At 73.6% G+C, this 18,886-nt stretch carries 15 protein-coding genes; 5 read left to right on the top strand and 10 right to left on the bottom strand.

The genetic code is table 11. The features are described from left to right. Nucleotide 1: 1 nt before the first annotated feature. On the bottom strand, nucleotides 2–1,348 hold the full coding sequence (gene murD, locus ML5_RS20330; protein WP_013475954.1) for a UDP-N-acetylmuramoyl-L-alanine--D-glutamate ligase: 1,347 nt from the start codon (nucleotides 1,346–1,348) through the stop codon (nucleotides 2–4). Nucleotides 1,349–1,431: 83 nt separating this feature from the next. On the opposite strand from murD, the gene ML5_RS20325 reads away from it, so the two are divergent. Then, nucleotides 1,432–2,781: a hypothetical protein gene (locus ML5_RS20325; RefSeq protein ID WP_013475953.1), complete on the top strand. Its 1,350-nt coding sequence runs from the start codon at nucleotides 1,432–1,434 to the stop codon at nucleotides 2,779–2,781. Between the two features lie 143 nt (nucleotides 2,782–2,924). Here the strand turns inward: ML5_RS20325 and ML5_RS20320 are convergent, their stop codons facing one another. The 3 genes from ML5_RS20320 to ML5_RS20310 all read right to left on the bottom strand — a co-directional run bounded on the left by ML5_RS20320 (nucleotide 2,925) and on the right by ML5_RS20310 (nucleotide 7,175). Continuing rightward, the gene (locus ML5_RS20320; protein ID WP_013475952.1) at nucleotides 2,925–4,724 is read right to left on the bottom strand and encodes a PucR family transcriptional regulator; all 1,800 of its coding nucleotides are present in this window, start codon (nucleotides 4,722–4,724) and stop codon (nucleotides 2,925–2,927) included. Between the two features lie 142 nt (nucleotides 4,725–4,866). Then, the gene (gene argG, locus ML5_RS20315; RefSeq protein WP_013475951.1) at nucleotides 4,867–6,318 is read right to left on the bottom strand and encodes an argininosuccinate synthase; all 1,452 of its coding nucleotides are present in this window, start codon (nucleotides 6,316–6,318) and stop codon (nucleotides 4,867–4,869) included. Between the two features lie 44 nt (nucleotides 6,319–6,362). Next, nucleotides 6,363–7,175 (bottom strand): RNA methyltransferase, encoded by an 813-nt coding sequence (locus tag ML5_RS20310; protein ID WP_221488565.1) that lies wholly within the window; start codon nucleotides 7,173–7,175, stop codon nucleotides 6,363–6,365. 102 nt (nucleotides 7,176–7,277) lie between these two features. Between ML5_RS20310 and ML5_RS20305 the strand changes: the two genes are divergently transcribed. Beyond that, complete coding sequence (locus tag ML5_RS20305; RefSeq protein ID WP_013475950.1) at nucleotides 7,278–9,110, top strand: thiamine pyrophosphate-requiring protein; 1,833 nt, start codon at nucleotides 7,278–7,280, stop codon at nucleotides 9,108–9,110. A gap of 4 nt (nucleotides 9,111–9,114) precedes the next feature. Here the strand turns inward: ML5_RS20305 and ML5_RS20300 are convergent, their stop codons facing one another. Continuing rightward, nucleotides 9,115–9,675 (bottom strand): dihydrofolate reductase family protein, encoded by a 561-nt coding sequence (locus tag ML5_RS20300; RefSeq protein ID WP_013475949.1) that lies wholly within the window; start codon nucleotides 9,673–9,675, stop codon nucleotides 9,115–9,117. Nucleotides 9,676–9,796: 121 nt separating this feature from the next. Between ML5_RS20300 and ML5_RS20295 the strand changes: the two genes are divergently transcribed. Beyond that, a complete protein-coding gene (locus ML5_RS20295; RefSeq protein ID WP_013475948.1) occupies nucleotides 9,797–10,459 on the top strand; it encodes a thymidylate kinase in 663 nt (220 codons plus the stop codon). A gap of 14 nt (nucleotides 10,460–10,473) precedes the next feature. Here the strand turns inward: ML5_RS20295 and ML5_RS20290 are convergent, their stop codons facing one another. The 4 genes from ML5_RS20290 to ML5_RS20275 all read right to left on the bottom strand — a co-directional run bounded on the left by ML5_RS20290 (nucleotide 10,474) and on the right by ML5_RS20275 (nucleotide 15,296). Further along, nucleotides 10,474–12,675 carry a transglycosylase domain-containing protein gene (locus tag ML5_RS20290; protein WP_236619239.1) on the bottom strand — a complete coding sequence of 734 codons (2,202 nt, stop codon included), beginning with the start codon at nucleotides 12,673–12,675 and terminating at the stop codon, nucleotides 10,474–10,476. A gap of 102 nt (nucleotides 12,676–12,777) precedes the next feature. Continuing rightward, on the bottom strand, nucleotides 12,778–13,581 hold the full coding sequence (locus tag ML5_RS20285) for a hypothetical protein (RefSeq protein WP_013475946.1): 804 nt from the start codon (nucleotides 13,579–13,581) through the stop codon (nucleotides 12,778–12,780). 129 nt (nucleotides 13,582–13,710) lie between these two features. Continuing rightward, nucleotides 13,711–14,817: an SPFH domain-containing protein gene (locus ML5_RS20280; protein WP_013287363.1), complete on the bottom strand. Its 1,107-nt coding sequence runs from the start codon at nucleotides 14,815–14,817 to the stop codon at nucleotides 13,711–13,713. A gap of 5 nt (nucleotides 14,818–14,822) precedes the next feature. Next, nucleotides 14,823–15,296, bottom strand: coding sequence for an NfeD family protein (locus tag ML5_RS20275; RefSeq protein ID WP_013287364.1), 474 nt, complete (start codon nucleotides 15,294–15,296; stop codon nucleotides 14,823–14,825). Nucleotides 15,297–15,394: 98 nt separating this feature from the next. On the opposite strand from ML5_RS20275, the gene ML5_RS20270 reads away from it, so the two are divergent. Beyond that, entirely contained in the window at nucleotides 15,395–16,705 is a 1,311-nt protein-coding gene (locus tag ML5_RS20270) for a serine hydrolase (protein WP_013475945.1), read from the top strand. Between the two features lie 402 nt (nucleotides 16,706–17,107). On the opposite strand, the gene ML5_RS20265 is transcribed toward ML5_RS20270, so the two are convergent. Next, nucleotides 17,108–17,920 carry a DUF3097 domain-containing protein gene (locus ML5_RS20265; RefSeq protein ID WP_013475944.1) on the bottom strand — a complete coding sequence of 271 codons (813 nt, stop codon included), beginning with the start codon at nucleotides 17,918–17,920 and terminating at the stop codon, nucleotides 17,108–17,110. Nucleotides 17,921–18,081: 161 nt separating this feature from the next. On the opposite strand from ML5_RS20265, the gene ML5_RS20260 reads away from it, so the two are divergent. Then, nucleotides 18,082–18,876, top strand: a complete 795-nt coding sequence (locus ML5_RS20260) for a hypothetical protein (RefSeq protein ID WP_013287367.1) — start codon at nucleotides 18,082–18,084, stop codon at nucleotides 18,874–18,876. Nucleotides 18,877–18,886: the final 10 nt, after the last annotated feature.

Raw genomic sequence — 18,886 nt, 5'->3', positions numbered from 1 at the left:
CTCAGCGGGCGGTGTCGGCGACCGCCTGCGCGAACACCTCGGAGCGGTGCTCGAAGTTGCGGAACCGGCCGTAGCTCGGCGCCGCCGGGGACAACAGCACCACCCCGCCGGCCGGGGTGAGCTTGCGGGACAGCCCGACGGCGGCGACCAGGTCGTCGGCCAGTTCGGTACGCACCGACGGCAGCCCGGACAGCGCCTCCACGATGCGGGGGCCGCTGTCCGGCACGCCGATCACTGTGATCTCCCGGCCGGCCAGGTGCGCACGCAGCGGGCTGTAGTCCAGCCCTCGGTCGGCCCCGCCGACGATCACGGTCAGCGGCCGTCCCTCGTACGCGTCGATCGCGTGCATGGCCGCGTACGGGCTGGTGGCGAGCGTGTCGTCGACGAACGTCAGCCCGGACGGGTCGGCGATCTCGGTGAGCCGGTGCGCCAGGCCCTGGAACTCGGCGACCGCCACGGCGAGGCTGTCCTTGCGCGCCACCACATCGACGCCGAGCGCGTCCAGCACCGCCAGCGCGACGCAGAGGTTGCCCTCGTTGTGCCGCCCGACCAGCGGCAGCACGGCGCGCGGGAACAGCGGCGTGTCCCGCAGGTGGAACCACTGCGTGCCGTCCGGCCCGGTGGCCACATGCGTGGTGTCCGGCGAGCCGGCGCGTACCGCCGCACGGTCGCCCAGCTCCGCCGCCAGCCGCGGGTCGGCGCCGTTGACCACCACGGCGTGCGGGCCGTGCGCGATCAGGTTCAGCTTGTCCCGGTAGTACTCCCGCTCACCGCCGTGCGCGTCCAGATGCTCCGGGAACAGCGCGGTCACCACCGCCACCCGCGGCGAGTCGGTCAGGTCGGAGCACTGGTAGCTGGACAGCTCCAGCACGTACAGCTCCGCCTCGGGCAGGTCCAGCAGCGGCACCCCGATGTTGCCGCCGAACACGTTCGGCCGGTCCATCGCGGTGAGCAGGTGACTGATCAGGCTGGACGTGGTGCTCTTGCCCTTGCTGCCGGTCACCCCGACGGTCCGGTCCGCGTGGTCGGCCATCCACAGCGCGCTGCCCTGCGTGACGGGCACTGACCGGCGGCGCAGCTCCACCATCCACGGGTGGGTGTTCGGCACACCCGGCGAGCGGACCACCACGTCGGCGGCTGCGAGGCGCTCGAATCCCTCCTCGCCGGTGACGAGCGGCGCGGCGGCGGCCAGCGGACCGTCCCAGGGCAGGGTGAGGAAGTTGGCGCTGTCGTCGACGACGACCAGGCCGGCCGGCCCGTGCGCGGCGATCGCGGTCACCGCGGCCCGGCCCTCGCGGCCGGCGCCCCAGACGGCGACATGACGTCCGCGCAGATCAGACAGGCGCACGGGCTCTCCTCGGACTCGGTCGACGGCGGGCAGGGTCCGGCCCAGCCGGACACGGACGGACGAACCAGGGCCTAGTATGGCGTGTGCCCAACGAGCAGCTGCGGCGGATGGACGCCTTCACCTTCCCGTCCTACTCGATCGACTTCGCCACCGGCGAGGTCCTGTTCGACTACGCCCTGACCGGTCCCGACGGCGAGCAGCGGTTCACCGAGGTGATCACGCTTCCGCTGCCGGCCGAGCCCGTCTCCGACGCCACAGCGGCCACCCTGGCCCGGGTGCTGGAGCTGCTGCACGTGGTCGCCGGCGTCAGCTACTACAAGGCCGCCGCGCCGCCCCGGCTGGTGCTGCCCGCACCGCTGGGCGCCGCCGCCGTCGCGCTGGTCACCGCCGTCTACACCAAGGGCCTCGCCGAGTACGCGTACCGCAACGAGCTGCCGCACGTGCTGGAACTGCGTCCCGAGGTGCCGTCCGGCACCGTGGACCCGGCGGTGCCGGTGGACAACTCCGACCGTCGTCCGCTGTCGGCGGTGGGCGGCGGCAAGGACTCCATCGTCACGCTGGAGGCGCTGCGCCGCGCCGGCCTCGACCCGGTGCCGTTCTCGGTCAACCCGAACCACGTGATCGTGTCGGTGAACGAGGCGTCCGACCTGGTGCCGCTGGCCGCCCGGCGGCGGCTCGACCCGGTGCTGTTCGAGCTGAACGCGGCAGGGGCGCGCAACGGGCACATCCCGGTCACCGCGATCAACTCACTGATCGCCGTGGCCACCGCCGTCCTGCACGGGCTCGGCCCGGTGGTGATGTCGAACGAGCGTTCCGCGTCCGACCCGAACCTGATCTGGAACGGCCACGAGATCAACCACCAGTGGTCGAAGGGCGTCGAGGCGGAAGGGCTGCTGCGCGCGGCGCTGGCCGAGCACGCCGGGCTCACCGAGCCGTACTTCTCGTTGCTGCGCTCCCTGTCCGAGCTGCACATCGCCCGGCTGTTCGCCGAGATCGACCGGTACGACGCGGTGGTGACCAGCTGCAACGCGGCGTTCAAGCTGCGCGACGCGAGCGAGCGCTGGTGCCGCGACTGCCCGAAGTGCCGGTTCGTGTTCCTGGCCATGGCGCCGTTCATGCCCCGGGAGCGGCTGACCGGCATCTTCGGCGGTGACCTGCTGGCCGACGAGTCCCAGATCCCCGGCTACCGGGAGCTGCTCGGCATCGACGGGCACAAGCCGTTCGAGTGCGTGGGCGAGGTGGAGGAGTCGGTGGTCGCGCTGAGCCTGCTCGCCCAGCAGGACCAGTGGCGCGACGCCCCGGTGGTGCGCGCCCTGGTGGCGGCACTGCCCGACACCGCCTGGCAGGCGGCGGCCACCTCCGACGTGTTCACCCCCGGCGGCGACAACTACGTCCCCGCCCTCTACGCCAAGACCCTGACCGCCCTGACCTGACCGCCCACACGTCATCGATCTTGGAGTTGTGGCACCGCGCAGACCTCGCTTCAGGGGCATTACGGGCGCCACAACTCCAAGATCAACGCGGGACAGCGCGGAGGGGCGGAGGGCGGGACGGGCAGGGTTTGGCCCGGGCGGCGTCAGGGGGTGCGGATGGCGTCCAGGGCGAGCAGGGCCACGTGCAGGGACAGGCACCTGTCCACCGAGTCGAGGTCGGCGTCGAGGATGCGGCCGATGCGGGCCAGCCGTTCGTAGAACGCGGGCCGGGACAGGTGCGCGGCGGCCGCGCCGGCCGACTTGTTGCGCCCCTGCTCCAGGTACGCCCGCAGCGTGCCGAGCAACTGCTCCCGCGGGTGCTGGGCGTCGTAGGCGAGCAGCGGCCCGAGTTCACGCTCGACGAACGTCTGCAACCGGGGCTCGTCACGCAACAGGTGCAGCAGTCCGGCCAGCCCCACGTGCGGCAGCCGGTAGCAGGGCAGATCCCGGGGATCCCGCCGCGCCGCCTCCGCCACCTGCCGCGCCTCGATCAACGACCGGCGTGCCTCGCGCAGGCTGCCCACACCGGACCCGGCCGCCACCACGATCGCGGCTCGGGGCGGCGCGTCGACCGGCCGCGCGCTCCCCGACGCGGCGGCCCGTCCGGCGGGCCGGTCAGGCGACTCCGACGGGCGGGACGCCGGGCGGGCGGCGGGGGCGGCGTCGAGGCGTACCCGGCGCAACGCCGCGGCGAACGCGGACAGTGCCTTCTCCTCGGCGGCCGGGTCGGGGAGCGCCAGCAGCGCGCCCACGGCCTGGTCGTCGAGCGGGCTGGTCAGCGCGGTGAGCTTGGCGTCCCGGACGGCCTGGCTGACCGCCTCGGCGAGGTCGCGCAGCCGGGCCGGGCCGGCTTCCGGGTCCTCGGCGTCGGTGTCGCGGCGCGCGCCCCGGCGGGCGGCGGCCGGCTCGTCGTCGGGGGCGCCCGCGTCACCGGACGGCTCCTCGGCGCGGTGCCGGACCACGACGCCGACCAGGTGGCGGCGGTCCAGGACGACGCCGAGCGCCTTGGCGCGCAGCGCCACCTCGTCCACCGGACGGGTGTGGTCGATCAGGGCGGTCAGCAGCGTACGGTGGATCTGCCGTTCCAGGCCCTCGGCGTCGCGCCGGATCAGCCGGCCCAGCGCCAGCGTGGAGGCGGCCCGTTCGATCAGGATGGTCAGCCGGGTCGGCGGGGTGGACTCGGTCGCCGGCCAGCGCAGCAGCAGCCGTCCCCAGTCCTGTCCCCGCGCGCCCACTGTGGTGACGAGCCAGCCGCTGTCCGGGTCGTACGCGGTGCGCCCGGGCGGGCGGATCTGCCGCGAGTGCCGCTCCCAGCCGTCCAGCAGCAGTTGGGCGTTCTCCCCCGCCGGGTCGTACGCGAGCACCTGCCGGGACAGGTTCTCCAGCACCATCGGGCAGCCGGCCAGCTCGGCGGCCTGCCGCAGCACCTCAGCCGGTTCGGCGCCCTCCACCGACAGTTCGGTGAACCGCTGGTGGATCTCCTCGGTGGCGCGCAGCTCGGTGAGCTGGGCGTCCACGATCAGCGCGTGCACCGCCTCGGTGATCCGGACGAACGGTGTGCCCCGGCGCAGCTCGATCAGGGGCAGGCCACGTCGTTCGGCGGCGGCGGCCATCACGCGTGGTACTCCGCTGACGTAGCGGCGGCCCAGTTCGACCACCAGCCCGGAGACGCCGACGTCGGCCAGGGCGCCGATGAACTCGCGGAGCCCGGCGTCGTCGCCCGGCAGGCCGATCCCGGTGGTGAGGACCAGTTCCCCGCCGCCGAGCAGGGTGGCGATGTCGGGCACCTCGGCGATGTGCACCCAGCGCACCGACCGGTCCAGCCCGGCGTTCCCGGCGACCAGGCGCGGCGCGCCGTGGCGCACGGGCACCAGGTCCAGCACCTCACGCACGGTAGGGAACACGGGCGATACGCTACCCTGCGTCACCACCGTTGCCGAAAGCCACACCGCCCGCCGGCCCGCGGGGAGGCGGGACCGGCGGGCGGTCAGTGAGACGAGCCGCGGACCGCTGCCCGGAGGGACGACGGTCCGCGGACGGCGGCGATCAGTCGACGCCGAACTCCATCGCGGCCCGGTCGAGCGCCTCGTCCTCGGCGGTGGGCACGCCCCGGGAGGCGATGGCCTCCGCGCCGCCCTGCGGCATGGCGCCGATCAGCCCGGTCGAGGCCGCCTGGGCGGCGCCGACGATCCGCTGCGGGGTGCCGCCGCCGACCATGCCGACGGAGGCGTACTGCTCCAGCTTGGCGCGGGAGTCGGCGATGTCGAGGTTGCGCATGGTGAGCTGGCCGATCCGGTCGGCCGGGCCGAACGCCGAGTCCTGGGTGCGCTCCATCGACAGCTTGTCCGGGTGGTAGCTGAACGCCGGGCCGGTGGTGTCGAGGATCGAGTAGTCCTCGCCCCGGCGCAGCCGCAGCGTGACCTCGCCGGTGACCGCCGTGCCGACCCAGCGCTGCAACGACTCGCGCAGCATCAGCGCCTGCGGGTCCAGCCAGCGGCCCTCGTACATGAGGCGGCCGAGGCGGCGGCCCTCGTTGTGGTAGTTCGCGAGCGTGTCCTCGTTGTGGATGGCGTTGACGAGCCGCTCGTACGCGGCGTGCAGCAGCGCCATGCCGGGGGCCTCGTAGATGCCCCGGCTCTTGGCCTCGATGATCCGGTTCTCGATCTGGTCGGACATGCCCAGGCCGTGCCGGCCGCCGATGGCGTTGGCCTCCAGCACCAGGTCGACGGCGCTGCCGAACTCCTTGCCGTTGATCGTCACCGGCCGGCCCTGGTCGAAGCCGATGGTGACGTCCTCGGCCGGGATCTCCACGGACGGGTCCCAGAACTTCACGCCCATGATCGGCTCGACGGTCTCGATGCCGGTGTCCAGGTGTTCGAGCGTCTTGGCCTCGTGGGTGGCGCCCCAGATGTTGGCGTCGGTGGAGTACGCCTTCTCGGTGCTGTCCCGGTAGGGCAGGCCGCGCTCCAGCAGCCACTCCGACATCTCGGTGCGGCCGCCCAGCTCGGTGACGAAGTCGGTGTCCAGCCACGGCTTGTAGATCCGCAGCTGCGGGTTCGCCAGCAGGCCGTACCGGTAGAACCGCTCGATGTCGTTGCCCTTGAACGTCGAGCCGTCGCCCCAGATCTGCACGTCGTCGGCGATCATCGCGCGGACCAGCAGCGTGCCGGTCACGGCCCGGCCCAGCGGCGTGGTGTTGAAGTAGGCCCGCCCGCCGGAGCGGATGTGGAAGGCGCCGCAGGTCAGCGCTGCCAGCCCTTCCTCGACCAGGGCGGCGCGGCAGTCGACGAGGCGGGCGACCTCGGCGCCGTAGCTGAGCGCGCGGCCGGGCACCGAGGCGATGTCGGGCTCGTCGTACTGGCCGATGTCAGCGGTGTAGGCGCAGGGGACGGCGCCCTTGTCGCGCATCCACGCGACGGCCACCGAGGTGTCGAGGCCGCCGGAGAAGGCGATGCCGACACGTTCGCCGATGGGCAGGGAGGTGAGAACCTTGGACACAAGGAAGATTATGCACGGTCTCGCATGGTCATGCAAGCCGTACGTCAGAGCGCGTCGTCCCGCCCCAGCTCCCAGAACGCCACCGCCGCGGCGGCCGCCACGTTCAGCGAGTCCACGCCGCGCCGCATCGGGATCACCACCCGCACGTCGCTGGCGGCCTGCGCCGCCGCGGTCAGCCCCGGCCCCTCCGCCCCGAGCAGCAACGCCGCCCGCTCGCGCTGCGCCGGGGTCAGCCGCTGCATCGGTACGGCATCAGGCGCCGGCGTCATCGCGAGCACTGTGAACCCGGCCGCCCGGACCTGGTCCAGCCCGCCGGGCCAGCTGTCGAGCTTGGCGTACGGCACCGCGAACACCTCGCCCATGCTGACCCGTACGCTGCGCCGGTACAGCGGGTCGGCGCAGGTCGGGGACAGCAGCACCGCGTCGACGCCGAGCGCTGCGGCGCCCCGGAAGATCGCGCCCAGGTTCGTGTGGTTGTTGACGTCCTCCAGGATCACCACCCGCCGGGCGGCGGCGAGCACCTCGTCGGCGGAGCGCAGCGGCTTGCGGTGGAACGAGGCGAGCACGCCCCGGTGCACGTGGAAACCGGTGGCGCGCTGGAGCACGTCCGGCGTCGCCGCGTACACCGGCGCGTCACCGGTGTCCAGGTCGGCGAGCTGGTCCACCCGCTTGGCGTCGACCAGGTACGACCGGGCCGGGTAGCCGGCCCGCAGCGCCCGCCGCAGCACCAGCTCCCCCTCGGCGATGAACAGCCCGTGCGGCGGTTCCCAGCGGGTACGCAGCTCCACGTCGGTGAGCGCGCGGTAGTCGGCGATCCGGTCGTCGTCGGGGTCGGTGATCTCGTGGACGGGCACCAGGCGATTCTGCCCGGCCCGCCCGGTCGCTCCGGCGCGGGCCGGGTTTCCGTCGTCCCGGGCGGGGAACGGAGCCGGAAGGCCGACGGTGACGGAGGGACCACGATGGGCGCGGATCACGACGGCAACCTCCCCCGCGACGCCACCGTCGCCGACTACCTGGTGGCCCGGCTCGCCGAGTGGGGCGTGCACCGCTACTACGGCTACCCGGGCGACGGGATCAACGGCATGACCTCGGCGTTGCAGCGGGCCGAGGGGCGGGCCCGGTTCATCCAGGTCCGGCACGAGGAGACGGCCGGTTTCGCGGCCGGCGCGCACGTCAAGTACGGCGGCGGCCCGCTCGGATGCGTGGTGGTGACCAGCGGCCCCGGCGCGATCCACGCCCTCAACGGCCTCTACGACGCGAAGCTCGACCACCAGCCGGTGGTGGCGCTGCTCGGGCACACCGCGCTGCCCGCCGAGGGCGGCGGCTACTACCAGGAGGTGGACCTGCTCTCCCTCTACAAGGATGTGGCGTCGGCGTTCCTGGCCCAGCTCGACGACCCGTCGCAGGCCCGGCACCTGGTCGACCGGGCCTGCCGGACGGCGCTGGCCCGGCGTACCGTGACCGCCCTGGTCCTGCCCTCCGACGTGCAGGACCTGCCGGCGGTGCCGCACCCGCCGCACGCCCACGGCTACTACCACACCAGCGCGGTGCCGAGCAGCGAGCCGACGGTGCCGCCGGAGGCCGACGTGCGCCGCGCCGCCGAGGTGCTGCGCGGCGGCGAGCGGGTGGCGATGCTGGTCGGGCAGGGCGCGCTGGGCGCCGAGGACGAGGTACGCCGGATCGCCGACCGCCTCGGCGCCGGGGTCGCCACCGCGCTGCTCGGCTTCACCGCCGTCGACCACCGGCAGCCCTGGGTGACGGGCGCGATCGGCCTGCTCGGCAGCCGCCCGAGCTGGCAGCTCATGCGCGAGTGCGACAGGCTGCTGATCGTCGGCAGCCAGATGCCGTACTCGGAGTTCTACCCGCCGGAGGGCCAGGCCCGGGCGGTGCAGATCGACATCGACGGCACCCGGATGGGGTTGCGTTACCCGACCGAGGTGAACCTGACCGGTGACGCCGGGCCGACGCTGCGCGCCCTGCTCAAGGAGCTGGGCCCGGGGCCGGGCCCGACCGCCTGGCGGGCCACCCTCACCGACGCCACCGGCAAGTGGGGGGCCTCGCAACGCGAGGTCGCCGCCCAGCCGGCCGACCCGGTCAACCCGCAGTCGCTGTTCACCTCGCTCGACGACGCGCTGCCAGGCGACGCCATGCTCGCCGTGGACTGCGGCACCGCCACCGCCTGGTACGCCCGGCACGTGCGGGTCCGTCCCGGCATGCTGGCCAGCCTCTCCGGCACGCTGCTCTCAATGGGCGGCGGCATGCCGTACGCGCTGGCGGCGAAGTTCGCCCACCCGGACCGGCCGGTGATCGCGCTGCTCGGCGACGGCGCGATGCAGATGAACGGCGTCAACGAGCTGATCACGGTGGCGAGGTACTGGCGGGAGTGGGCCGACCCCCGGTTCGTGGTGCTGGTGCTCAACAACCGGGATCTGGCCTTCGTCAGCTGGGAGCAGCGGTCCGGCGAGGGCACGCCGATGTTCCCGGACAGCCAGGACCTGCCGGACGTCGCGTACCACAGGTGGGCCGAGGTGCTGGGCCTCGGCGGTGAGCTGGTCGACTCCCCCGACCGGGTGGACGGCCTGTGGCAGCGGGTGCTCGACGCGGACCGCCCGGTGGTGGTGAACGCCGTGGTGGACCCGGCCGAGCTGATGCTGCCGCCGCACTTCACCGTCGAGCAGGCCCGCAAGACCGCCGCCGCGGTGCTGCGCGGGGACAGCGACCGGGCCGGCATCATGCGGCGCGGCGTGCCGGCCGCGCTCGCCACGTACCGGCCCCGCCGCCGGGGCCGCTGAGGCGTCAGGCCCGCCCGTAGCGCAGCAGCACCGACCGTCCGTCGAACGTGCGCGTCTCGACCAGCCGCAGGCTCTGCCGGGCCAGGCCGGGCAGCACCTGCCGTCCGCCGCCGAGCACCACCGGGTGCACGATCACCTCGTAGGTGTCGACGAGCCCGAGCGCGGCCAGCGCCGTCGCCGCGCCGGTGCCGCCGGTGACCAGCAGGTCGCCGGGGAACCGCTCACGGACCTCGGCGAACTCCTTCGCCAGGTCGCCGCCGCCGACCACCACGGCGCCGTGGGAGGCCTCGGCGAGCGTGCGGGAGACCACGATCTTCGGGGTACGCCGCCAGATCGGCGCGAACGCCAGGTCGTGCGGGTGGTCGGAGATCGACTCGACCTGCGGCCAGTAGGAGGACATCATCTCCCACACCCGCCGCCCGTAGACGAAGGCGTCGGCCCGCTCGGCCAGCCCGATCGAGTACGCGGACAGCTCCTCCCCCATCTCCGGCCAGTCGAACTCACCGTTCGGGCCCTCGATGAAGCCGTCGACCGACACGTGCACCCCGTAGACGACGTTGCCCATGCGCTGCTCCTCCGCGTATCGGCGCGTCCCGGTCGGACACGCTCACCGGTGGGTCGGAGCCGCCCGGCCGGATCCGACACGTGCCGTGGAGAGTTGTCCGGGTGCGTTAGCGTCCGGGCCCATGGGCCGCCCCGTGATGATCGCGCTGATCGGCGTCGACGGCTCCGGCAAGACCACCCAGGCCAGGGCTTTGGCGGCGCGGCTGCGCGAGCAGGGCGTCCGGGCGCGGTACTTCGAGAACGCCGGTGGGCGGCCGCTGTGGAACCGGCTGGCGCGGGCGCTCGGCCGCGCCGACGGGATGGCGCTGTTCGGCCGTACCGTCTATCCGGCGCTGGAGGCGACGGTGCGCGCGGCGGCGATGGCCCGGACCGTCGCGGTGGCCCGCCTGACCGGACAGGTGGCGGTGCTGGACCGGTGGACCTGGTGCCAGGACGTGATCATGGCGGCCCGCGGCGACCGGGGACGGCGCGCGGTACGCGCCGTCTACGCGGTCTTCCCGCGCCCGGCGGTGGTGTGTTTCCTCGCCACCTCGCCCGGGGTGGCGCAGCGGCGGGTGGCCGCGCGGGGCATCGACACCGAGGAGCTGGCGCACCTGCGCGCGCTGGACGGTGCGTACCGGGCACTGCCGGAGTTCGGCTCGTTCGTCACGCTCGACGGCGACGGCACCCCGGACGAGGTGGCCGCCGCCCTCGACGCGGTCGTGGACGCGGCCGTCGACGCGGTTGCGGGTCCGGCGCCGCGGCGCGGCGTTAAGAAGGGGCCCTTCCTCTACCGGAGGCGTTAAGAAGGGGCCCTTCCTTACCCGCGGCCGCGCAGCCAGCGCAGCACGTCGGAGGGCAGCTCGCTCTCCTGGCGCTGCTCGCGGCGGTCCGGCTCGGTCCGGCGGGGCGGCTGCGGGCGCTGCGGGTCGCCGACCAGCGCCCGGCTCGGCGCGGTGAAGTCGGCCACCGGCTTGCCGGCGAGCGCCGTCTTGATGGTCCGGGCCACCGCGTCGATCACCTTGGCCTGCACGGCGGAGCCGACCAGGTCGGTGACGTCGTCCGGGTTGGCGGCGATGCCGGCGACCGCGACCTGCGGGGTGTAGCCGACGAACGTCTCGGTGGCGTTGCGCTCCGAGCTGCCGGTCTTGCCGGCCACCGGGCGGCCCACGATCCGGTCGACGGCGGTGGCGGTGCCGCCGTTGCACTGGTCGAACGCGGACTGCTGGCCGACCGGGCAGCGGGCCGCGTCGGTGGCGGCGCGGGCCACGTCGGGTTCGAGCACCCGCTTGCAGGACGGCTGCGCCACGTCGACGGCGTCGCCGTCCGGCGCGGTCACGGAGACCACCGGCAGCGGCGTGCAGTACGTGCCCTCGGCGGCCACCGTGGCGTACGCGTTCGCTAGGTCCAGCGGGGTCGTGGCGGCGACGCCGAGCGTGAACGCGCCCCAGTTGGCGGCGTTGTCGCGGGCGAACGCGGCGTCGGAGTCGGCCCGGAAGGTGATGCCGAGGCGCTGGGCCATCTCCACCACCTTGTCCTCGCCGACCTGCTCGGCCAGCCAGACGAAGTACGTGTTGACGGAGCGGCCGAAGCCGTCCCACATCATCCGGTAGCCGTTCATCCACTGCGGGTTGGCGTTCGCCGGGCACCACGTGCCGTCGCAGTTGCCCTCGTCGTCCGAGGCGTACCGGGTGGGCAGCCTGCTGGGGGCGTCGAAGCCGGTGGACAGCGGCTTGCCGGCCTCCAGCGCGGCCAGCATGGTGAACATCTTGAACGTCGAGCCGGCCTGGTAGCCGTCGACGCTGGCGCCGCCGGAGATCAGCGGGTTGACCGTGTTCGGGTGGTTGGCCTGCCCGTCCGGGTTGGCGTCGAGGCTGTAGTGCCGGTTCACCGCCATGGCGAGCACCCGGCCGGTGCCGGGCTCGACCGCCGCGATCGGCAGCGCCCGCTTGTTGCCGTACCCGTAGACCTTGGTGGCCTGCTCCTGCGCGGTCTGCTGGATCTCCGGGTCGAGCGTGGTGACGACGCGGTAACCGCCCCGGCGCAGTGCCTGCTCCCGCTCCTCGGGCGTGCTGCCGAAGGCCGGCTGGGTGAGCCACCAGCGGCGCAGGTAGTCGCAGAAGAAGCCCCAGTCGTCGTGTCCCTGGGCGGTGGCGGTGCAGCCGTTGGGCTGGGCGGTCGGGCGCAGCGTCAGCGCCTCGGTCTTCGCCGCGGCGGCCTGCTGCGCGGTGATCGCGCCGGTCTCGGCCATCGCGTCGAGCACGTACCCGCGCCGGGCCAGCGCCTGGTCCTTGTCGCCGTCGATCGGGCTGTACGCGTCGGGCGACTGGACCAGGCCGGCGAGCAGCGCCGCCTCGCCCAGCGTCAGGTCGGCCGGGGCCTTGCCGAAGTAGCGCTGGCTCGCGGCGGCGACGCCGTACGCGCCGGAGCCGAAGTACGCGATGTTGAGGTAGCGGTTGAGGATCTCGTCCTTTGAGAGCGACTGCTCCAGCGCGTTCGCGTACCGGATCTCCTGGAGCTTGCGCCCGACGGTCTGCTCGGTGGCGGCCTGCCGCTCCTCGGGGGTGCGGTTCGGGTCGGTCTTGAGCACGTTGCGGACGTACTGCATGGTCAGCGTGGAGCCGCCCTGCTCGGTGCCGCCGCCCTTGACGTTCGCCACCAGCGCGCGGGCGATGCCGCGCAGGTCAGCGCCGCCGTGCGAGTAGAACCGCCGGTCCTCGGCCGCGATGATCGCCTGCCGCATCACCGGGGCGATCTCGTCCAGCGACACGTCGGTGCGGTTCACGTCGTAGAACGTGGTGATCAGGGTGGTGCCGTCGTTGGCGTAGAGGTAGGAGCGCTGCGGCTGCACGGGGGTGCGCAGCGCGTCGGGCAGGTCCGCGTACGCGCCGAGCGCGGCCCGCGCGGCGAACCCGCCGAGCAGGCCGCCGGGAAGCGCGGCGAGCGCGAGGACGAGCCCGGCGAGCAGGCCGGCCAGCAGCACGGTGAACAGCCGCGACAGCGGCGACCTGGGAGACGGCATGGACGCAAGGATTGCCACGAAAGCCGCCTACCGGCCACCTCGCCAGGCAACTGTCAGTTACCTCACGGCAACCGTTCAGCTCCCGGCGGCCGGACGAACCGGTCATCCGGCGCCGAGCGGGCCCTTCGGTGACGTCGGCGGCACCGGTGCGGCGGCGACGCTGGCGGCTGCGGCGTCCCGGGCGATGGTCTCGGGCACCAGGCGGCCGCTGCGGTAGCCGATGCCGATGCCGGCGACCAGCACGAAGATCGCGCCGAACGTCTGGAGCGAGCCGATCAGCGCGCCGCCCAGGCCGAGCAGCGGGGCGGCGATCATCAGCATGGTCCCGTCGCCGTAGGAGAACATCCCGGACCGGGCGACCGACCAGCCGGTCAGGAACCAGCCCACGCTGTAGAGGGTGGCGCCGAACAACACGATGCCGCGCGCGGTCACGCCGAACACCGGCGTCTGCTCGGCCAGCCCGGCGAACGGCAGCATCAGCACCATCCCGCCGATGCTCGCCAGCAGCCCGGCCAGCGCGACGCGGCGGCAGCGGGTGGCGGCGAGCAGGCCGGTGAGCGCGAGCAGGGCGAGCAGCCCCAGCCACACCGAGGCGACCCAGCCGACCAGGTAGAGCGGCCGGCCGTCGGCCGGATACGGGTCGTTGCCCACACCGCCGTCGCTGGCCATCGCCACCAGGCCGTAGAGGACCGCGTACGCCGGGAGCAGCCAAACCGCCGCGCGGGCGAACCGGCGGATCGACCAGGCCCAGGTCGCGTCGGTCGCCGGCGCTCCCGGACCGGGTTCGGAGACGAACGGCAGGACCCCGAAACCCCCTCCGGTACGCCGGGAGCCGATCGGACCGGCGGGGTCGTGCGCGCCGGGGACCGGGGTACGGGAGAACAGCCGGTTCGCCGGGTCCTTCATGCCTCACCTCGTTCGCGCCACGGGCGGCCCGGGACGCGCAAACGGCGCTCCGGCCCTGCTCACCACCCGTCCTGGAACCGATGGTGGCAGTCGCCGGAGCGCCGTATGAGGGATTCTCGGATTTGCCGGTCAGCCCCGCTCGCGCTGGTCCGCCGGGTCGTTCACCAGGCTGGCCGGGGACACCGGCTCCGGCGCGGGCAGACCCTTCGGGTTGTTGCCGCCGGTGGCCTGCGCCTCCGCCACGCGTACCTCGTCGTGGATCTCCTGGGCCGCGACGGCCGCGGCCTGGGCGGCCTCGGCGGCCTCCCGCTCGACCTCGCCGGCGCTCTTGGCGGCCTCCGGCGACGGCACGTCGCCGGCCATGTTCGCGAGCCCGCCCAGCGCGCCGCCCATGCCCTCCAGGGCCTTGGTCAGCTCGGTCGGGACGATCCAGACCTTGTTGGCGGTGCCGTTGGCGATCTGCGGCAGCGCCTGGAGGTACTGGTAGGCGAGCACCTTCTGACTCGGGTTGGCGGTGTGGATCGCGTCGAAGACGGTACGGATCGCCTTGGCCTGGCCCTCCGCCTGGAGGATCCGGGCCTGCCGGTCACCGTCGGCACGCAGCACCGCGGCCTGCTTCTCACCCTCGGCGGTGAGGATCTGCGACTGCTTGTGCCCCTCGGCGTTGAGGATCGCGGCACGGCGGTCCCGCTCGGCGCGCATCTGCTTCTCCATCGAGTCGCGGATGCTCGGCGGCGGCTCGATCGCCTTGATCTCGACCCGGGTCACCTTGATGCCCCAGCGGCCGGTGGTCTCGTCCAGCACGCCGGACAGGTGCCGGTTGATCTCCTCGCGGCTGGTCAGCGCGCGCTCCAGGTCGAGCGAGCCGATCACGTTACGCAGCGTGGTGACGGTGAGCTGCTCGATGGCCTGGAGGAAGTTGGAGATCTCGTAGGTGGCGCGAACCGAGTCGACCACCTTGAAGTAGAGGACCGTGTCGATCGAGACGACCAGGTTGTCGGAGGTGATCACCGGCTGGGGCGGGAAGCTGACCACCTGCTCGCGCATGTCGACCTTGGTGCGCACCGCGTCGACGAACGGCACCAGCAGGTTGAGGCCCGGGTTCAGCGTGCGCTTGTACCGGCCCAGCCGCTCCACCACGTCCTGACGCTGCTGCGGCACGATCCGCACCGCCTTGAACAGCGTCACCACACCGATCAACGCCACCGCGATCATCAGGATCGCCAGAAACTCCATACCGTTCACCTTTTCGCTTCGGGCAGCTCACCCGGGGTGGAAATGTCGTCCTGCCATACCAGGGCGGTAGCGCCCCGGACCTTGATCACCTGCACCCGCTCACCCTCGGCGTACGTGCGCGTCGCGTCGTACGAGCGGGCCGTCCACAGCTCACCATCGATCTTGACCATGCCCCGGTCGGCGTCGACCGGCTCCAGGACCACAGCGGTGGCCCCCTCCAGCGCCTCGACCCCGAACGGCTGTTCCCCGGTCTCCAGCGTCGGCCGGGCGTGCCGCCGGACCACCGGACGGACCACCGCCACCGACAGCGCCGACACCGCCGCGAAGACCACCGCCTGGAGCGCCACCGGCGCACCGAGCGCCGCGGCGCCGGCGGCGGCGAACGCCCCGACCCCGAACATGATCAGGAAGAGCGTCGTCGTGAAGATCTCGGCGACCGCTAATACCACACCCAGAACGATCCAGAACACGGCGTCCACGAGAACAATCCTGACACGTCAACGCACGTGTCATCGAACTGTCATGATCGCTAGGCTCGGCACGGCGTACCGCGGCACCCGCCGACGAGGAGGACGACATGCCCCTGCTGCCCGAGACCGCGCGTCAGGTGGACCTGCTGGTCGCCCGGGCCCAGGCCGAGGGGCGCGGTCCCTCGCTCGCCCTCGGCGTGGTCCGCGACGGCCGGCTGGCGCACCTGGCGGTCGTCGGTGAGACGCCCCGCCCGGACGGCGACCTCCAGTACCGGGTCGGCTCGATCACCAAGACCATGACCGCGGTGCTGGTGATGCAGCAGCGCGACGCCGGCCGGGTGGCGCTCGACGACCCGCTCGACGCCCACCTGCCCGGCACCCCGGTCGGCGCGGTGACGGTGCGCCACCTGCTCGGGCACGTCAGCGGCCTGCAACGCGAGCCGGACGGCGACTGGTGGGAGCGCGCCGAGGGCACGGACCTGGACACGCTGCTGGCCGGGCTGACGCCGGACAAGATCGCCCATCCGCCGCACTTCGTCTACCACTACTCGAACCTGGCGTACGGGCTGCTCGGCGCCGTGCTGGAACGGATCACCGGCACCCCGTGGGCGGACCTGCTGACCGAGCGGCTGCTGACACCGCTGGGCATGCGCCGCACCACGTACCACCCCACCGAGCCGTACGCCCCCGGTTACGTCGTCCACCCCTGGCACGAGACGCTGCGGGAGGAGCCGCGTACCGACACCGGGGCGATGGCCCCGGCCGGGCAGCTCTGGTCGACGGTCGAGGACCTGGGCCGCTGGGCGGCGTTCCTGGCCGACCCGGACCCGGCGGTGCTCTCCCCCGCCACGCTCACCGAGATGTGCGCCCCAGTGGTGATCAACGACCTGGACTCGTGGACCGGCGGCCACGGCCTCGGCGTGGAGCTCTACCGGGTCGGCGACCGGGTGTACGTCGGGCACGGCGGCTCCATGCCCGGGTACGTCGCCGGCCTGGCCGTGCACCGGCCCACCCGCACCGCCGTGGTCAACTTCGCCAACGCGTACGGGCTGCGCGGCCACCACATCGGCGCGCTCGGCCGGGAGGCGCTCACGCTGGTGCTGGACGCCGAACCGGCCGCGCCCACCCCCTGGCGCCCGGCCGGCCCGCCCGCCGCCGACGTGGCCGCGCTGACCGGCCGCTGGTGGTGGATGGGCGGCGAGTACGAGTTCCGCGTCGACGCCGCCGGTGACCTGGTCGGCGGTCAGGTGGGCAGGCCGGTGCTCCGCTTCACCCCGGAGGGCCCGGACCGGTGGCGGGGCCGCTCCGGCTCCCAGGACGGCGAGATCCTCACCGTCATCCGAGACGGTTCCGGCACCCCGGTAGCCCTGGACATAGCCACCTTCGTCCTGACCCGCACCCCCGACGAACTCCCCTGACAGCCCCACCCGCCCACGCCCCACCCCACCCCGCCTCGCCTCGCCCCCGTCGATCTTGCACTTGCGGCCCGCACTTCGCCCCATATGCCCGATCCACACGGACCACAACTGCAAGATCGACGCACACTCCGGCCACCCCACCCCGGTGATCAAGGAGTTTGTGTCGGCGTTGATCTCCGATACGCCCACAAACTCCTTGATCAACCAGGCGAGAGCGCCCGGGACCGGGGACGAGGGGTTCGGGGCGGGCGGCGTTGGTGCACGGCGGGTCCGGGGGCGACCGTGACCGGCGCAGGGATCAAGCCTGACCGCCCGGAGCCGGGCACGGTCGCCCCCGGACCCCGACCGCAACCGCAACCGCAACCACAGCCCTGACAGCAACCACGACCGGGCAGCGACGGATCACCCGGGCTCGGTGACGAAATCGATCAGGCGCTCCATCGCGTTGATCAGCGGCGTCTCCACGTCGGCGAAACTGTCCACCCGGGACAGGATGTGCCGCCACATGTCGGCCGGCTCGCCCACCCCGAGCGCCGCGCAGACGCCCTCCTTCCAGGGCCGCCCCGGAGGCACCACTGGCCACGCCGCGATACCCAGCGCCGCCGGGCGTACCGCCTGCCACACGTCGACGTACGGGTGCCCGGTGACCAGCACGTGCGGCGAGTTGACGCGGGCCACGATGCGGCTCTCCTTCGAGCCGGGCACGAGGTGGTCGACGAGCACGCCGAGCCGGTGCCCCGGGCCGGGGCCGAACGCGCGCACCTCGTCGGCGAGCGCGTCGATGCCGTCCAGCGGTTCCACCACCACGCCCTCGATGCGCAGGTCGTCACCCCAGATCCGCTCGACCAGCGCGGCGTCGTGCACGCCCTCCACCCAGATCCGGCTGGCCTTGGCGACCTGCGCTCGTACGCCGTCCACAGCGATCGACCCGGACGCGGTACGCCGGCGCGCGGCGGGCACCGGGACGCGGACCGGCCGTCGTAGCGTGACCGGCTTGCCGTCGAGCAGGAACGCGGCGGGCAGCAGCGGGAAGTTGCGCCGCCGGCCGTGCCGGTCCTCCAGCACCACCGCGCCGGAGTCGAAGCCGACGACGGCGCCGCAGAATCCGGAGTCGGCGTCCTCGACCACCAGGTCGGGTTCGGCGTCGACCTCGGGGGTCACCTTCCGTCGTCGCCAGTCGCCGGCCAGCACGTCCCCGTCGTATCGCCCCGCCATGCCGCTGACGCTAACCAGTGCTCCGGCGTGTCGCCCGGCGACGCGCCGACCGGGCCGTCATCCGTCGGCACGAAACGGTGCGAAGGGGGTAGTTGGGGCCAGGTCGCGCCGCCGGTGCGGCAGCCGAGACAGCAGCGGCGCGGAGCACGTACCCTTTCCGCATGTCCTCCCCCGCAACGGGCGCGGCCACGCTGGCTGCGCGCCGGTCGAGCCGGTTCGTCGCCTGGGTGCGTGCCTGGCGAGCCGGTCTGGTGCCGTTCGACGAGGTGGCCGACGCCGTCGCCGGCGACGAGGAGCACCTCGTCGCCGACGCCCCCGGCACCTGGACCGACGTGTCGCTGCGGGAGGCCCTGCCCAGCCTCGCCAAGCATTCACCCGACGACATCCGCCTGGTGCTGCCCGCGCCCGGCGACCCGCGCGGCCTGCCCGGCCCGGGGGCGTTCGCCGGGGCGGCGCTGGTGGCGGGCGAGGCGGTGGTAGCGAGCGGGATGGGGCTGGTGCCCGAGGTCCGCACGCACACGTCCGGCTCGGGGATGACCTGGGAGACGGTGCTCTGGCGGGTCCATCCGCTGCCGGCGGACGCACCGAAGGCGTCGCTCGCCACCCCGGGTGCGGCGGAGGCCGAGGCCGAACTCGCCGCCGTGCTGGCCGAGACCACCGCGACGCTGACCCGGCTGGACGTCGCGCAGTGGCGGCCGGAGCTGGCCGGTGCGCTCGCCGCGCTGCGCCGCCCGGACGGCGCCACCGACCTGCCGCCCGGCTTCGATCCGCGGGCCCGCCGCCTGTTCGCCCGCGCCGCGGTCCTGGACCGGGTGCTCGCGCTGGCCGGCGAGAGCGCACCGGGCGGCGCGGTCAACACCTACGAGGCGCAGCAGCGGGACGCGGCGCTGCGTCCGCTCACCACCGCGTGCCGGCAGGCCCTGGTGGCCGCCTGCAACGCGCCGCTGCGGCTCTAGCACCGCAGGC

The sequence above is a fragment of the Micromonospora sp. L5 genome, from assembly GCF_000177655.2.
GTDB classification, from domain to species: domain Bacteria; phylum Actinomycetota; class Actinomycetes; order Mycobacteriales; family Micromonosporaceae; genus Micromonospora; species Micromonospora aurantiaca.
The sequence above is the reverse complement of the archived record's forward strand: the minus strand, read 5'-3'. Positions and strand labels throughout refer to the sequence as shown.

What these genes read in the sequence shown, in the direction of transcription:
- ML5_RS20290 (WP_236619239.1), bottom strand. Translation starts at nt 12,675, where the DNA reads ATGCCGTCTCCCAGGTCGCCGCTGTCGCGGCTGTTCACCGTGCTGCTG.
- ML5_RS20285 (WP_013475946.1), bottom strand. Translation starts at nt 13,581, where the DNA reads ATGAAGGACCCGGCGAACCGGCTGTTCTCCCGTACCCCGGTCCCCGGC.
- ML5_RS20270 (WP_013475945.1), top strand. Translation starts at nt 15,395, where the DNA reads ATGCCCCTGCTGCCCGAGACCGCGCGTCAGGTGGACCTGCTGGTCGCC.
- ML5_RS20260 (WP_013287367.1), top strand. Translation starts at nt 18,082, where the DNA reads ATGTCCTCCCCCGCAACGGGCGCGGCCACGCTGGCTGCGCGCCGGTCG.
- ML5_RS20280 (WP_013287363.1), bottom strand. Translation starts at nt 14,817, where the DNA reads ATGGAGTTTCTGGCGATCCTGATGATCGCGGTGGCGTTGATCGGTGTG.
- ML5_RS20300 (WP_013475949.1), bottom strand. Translation starts at nt 9,675, where the DNA reads ATGGGCAACGTCGTCTACGGGGTGCACGTGTCGGTCGACGGCTTCATC.
- ML5_RS20295 (WP_013475948.1), top strand. Translation starts at nt 9,797, where the DNA reads ATGGGCCGCCCCGTGATGATCGCGCTGATCGGCGTCGACGGCTCCGGC.
- ML5_RS20305 (WP_013475950.1), top strand. Translation starts at nt 7,278, where the DNA reads ATGGGCGCGGATCACGACGGCAACCTCCCCCGCGACGCCACCGTCGCC.
- ML5_RS20265 (WP_013475944.1), bottom strand. Translation starts at nt 17,920, where the DNA reads ATGGCGGGGCGATACGACGGGGACGTGCTGGCCGGCGACTGGCGACGA.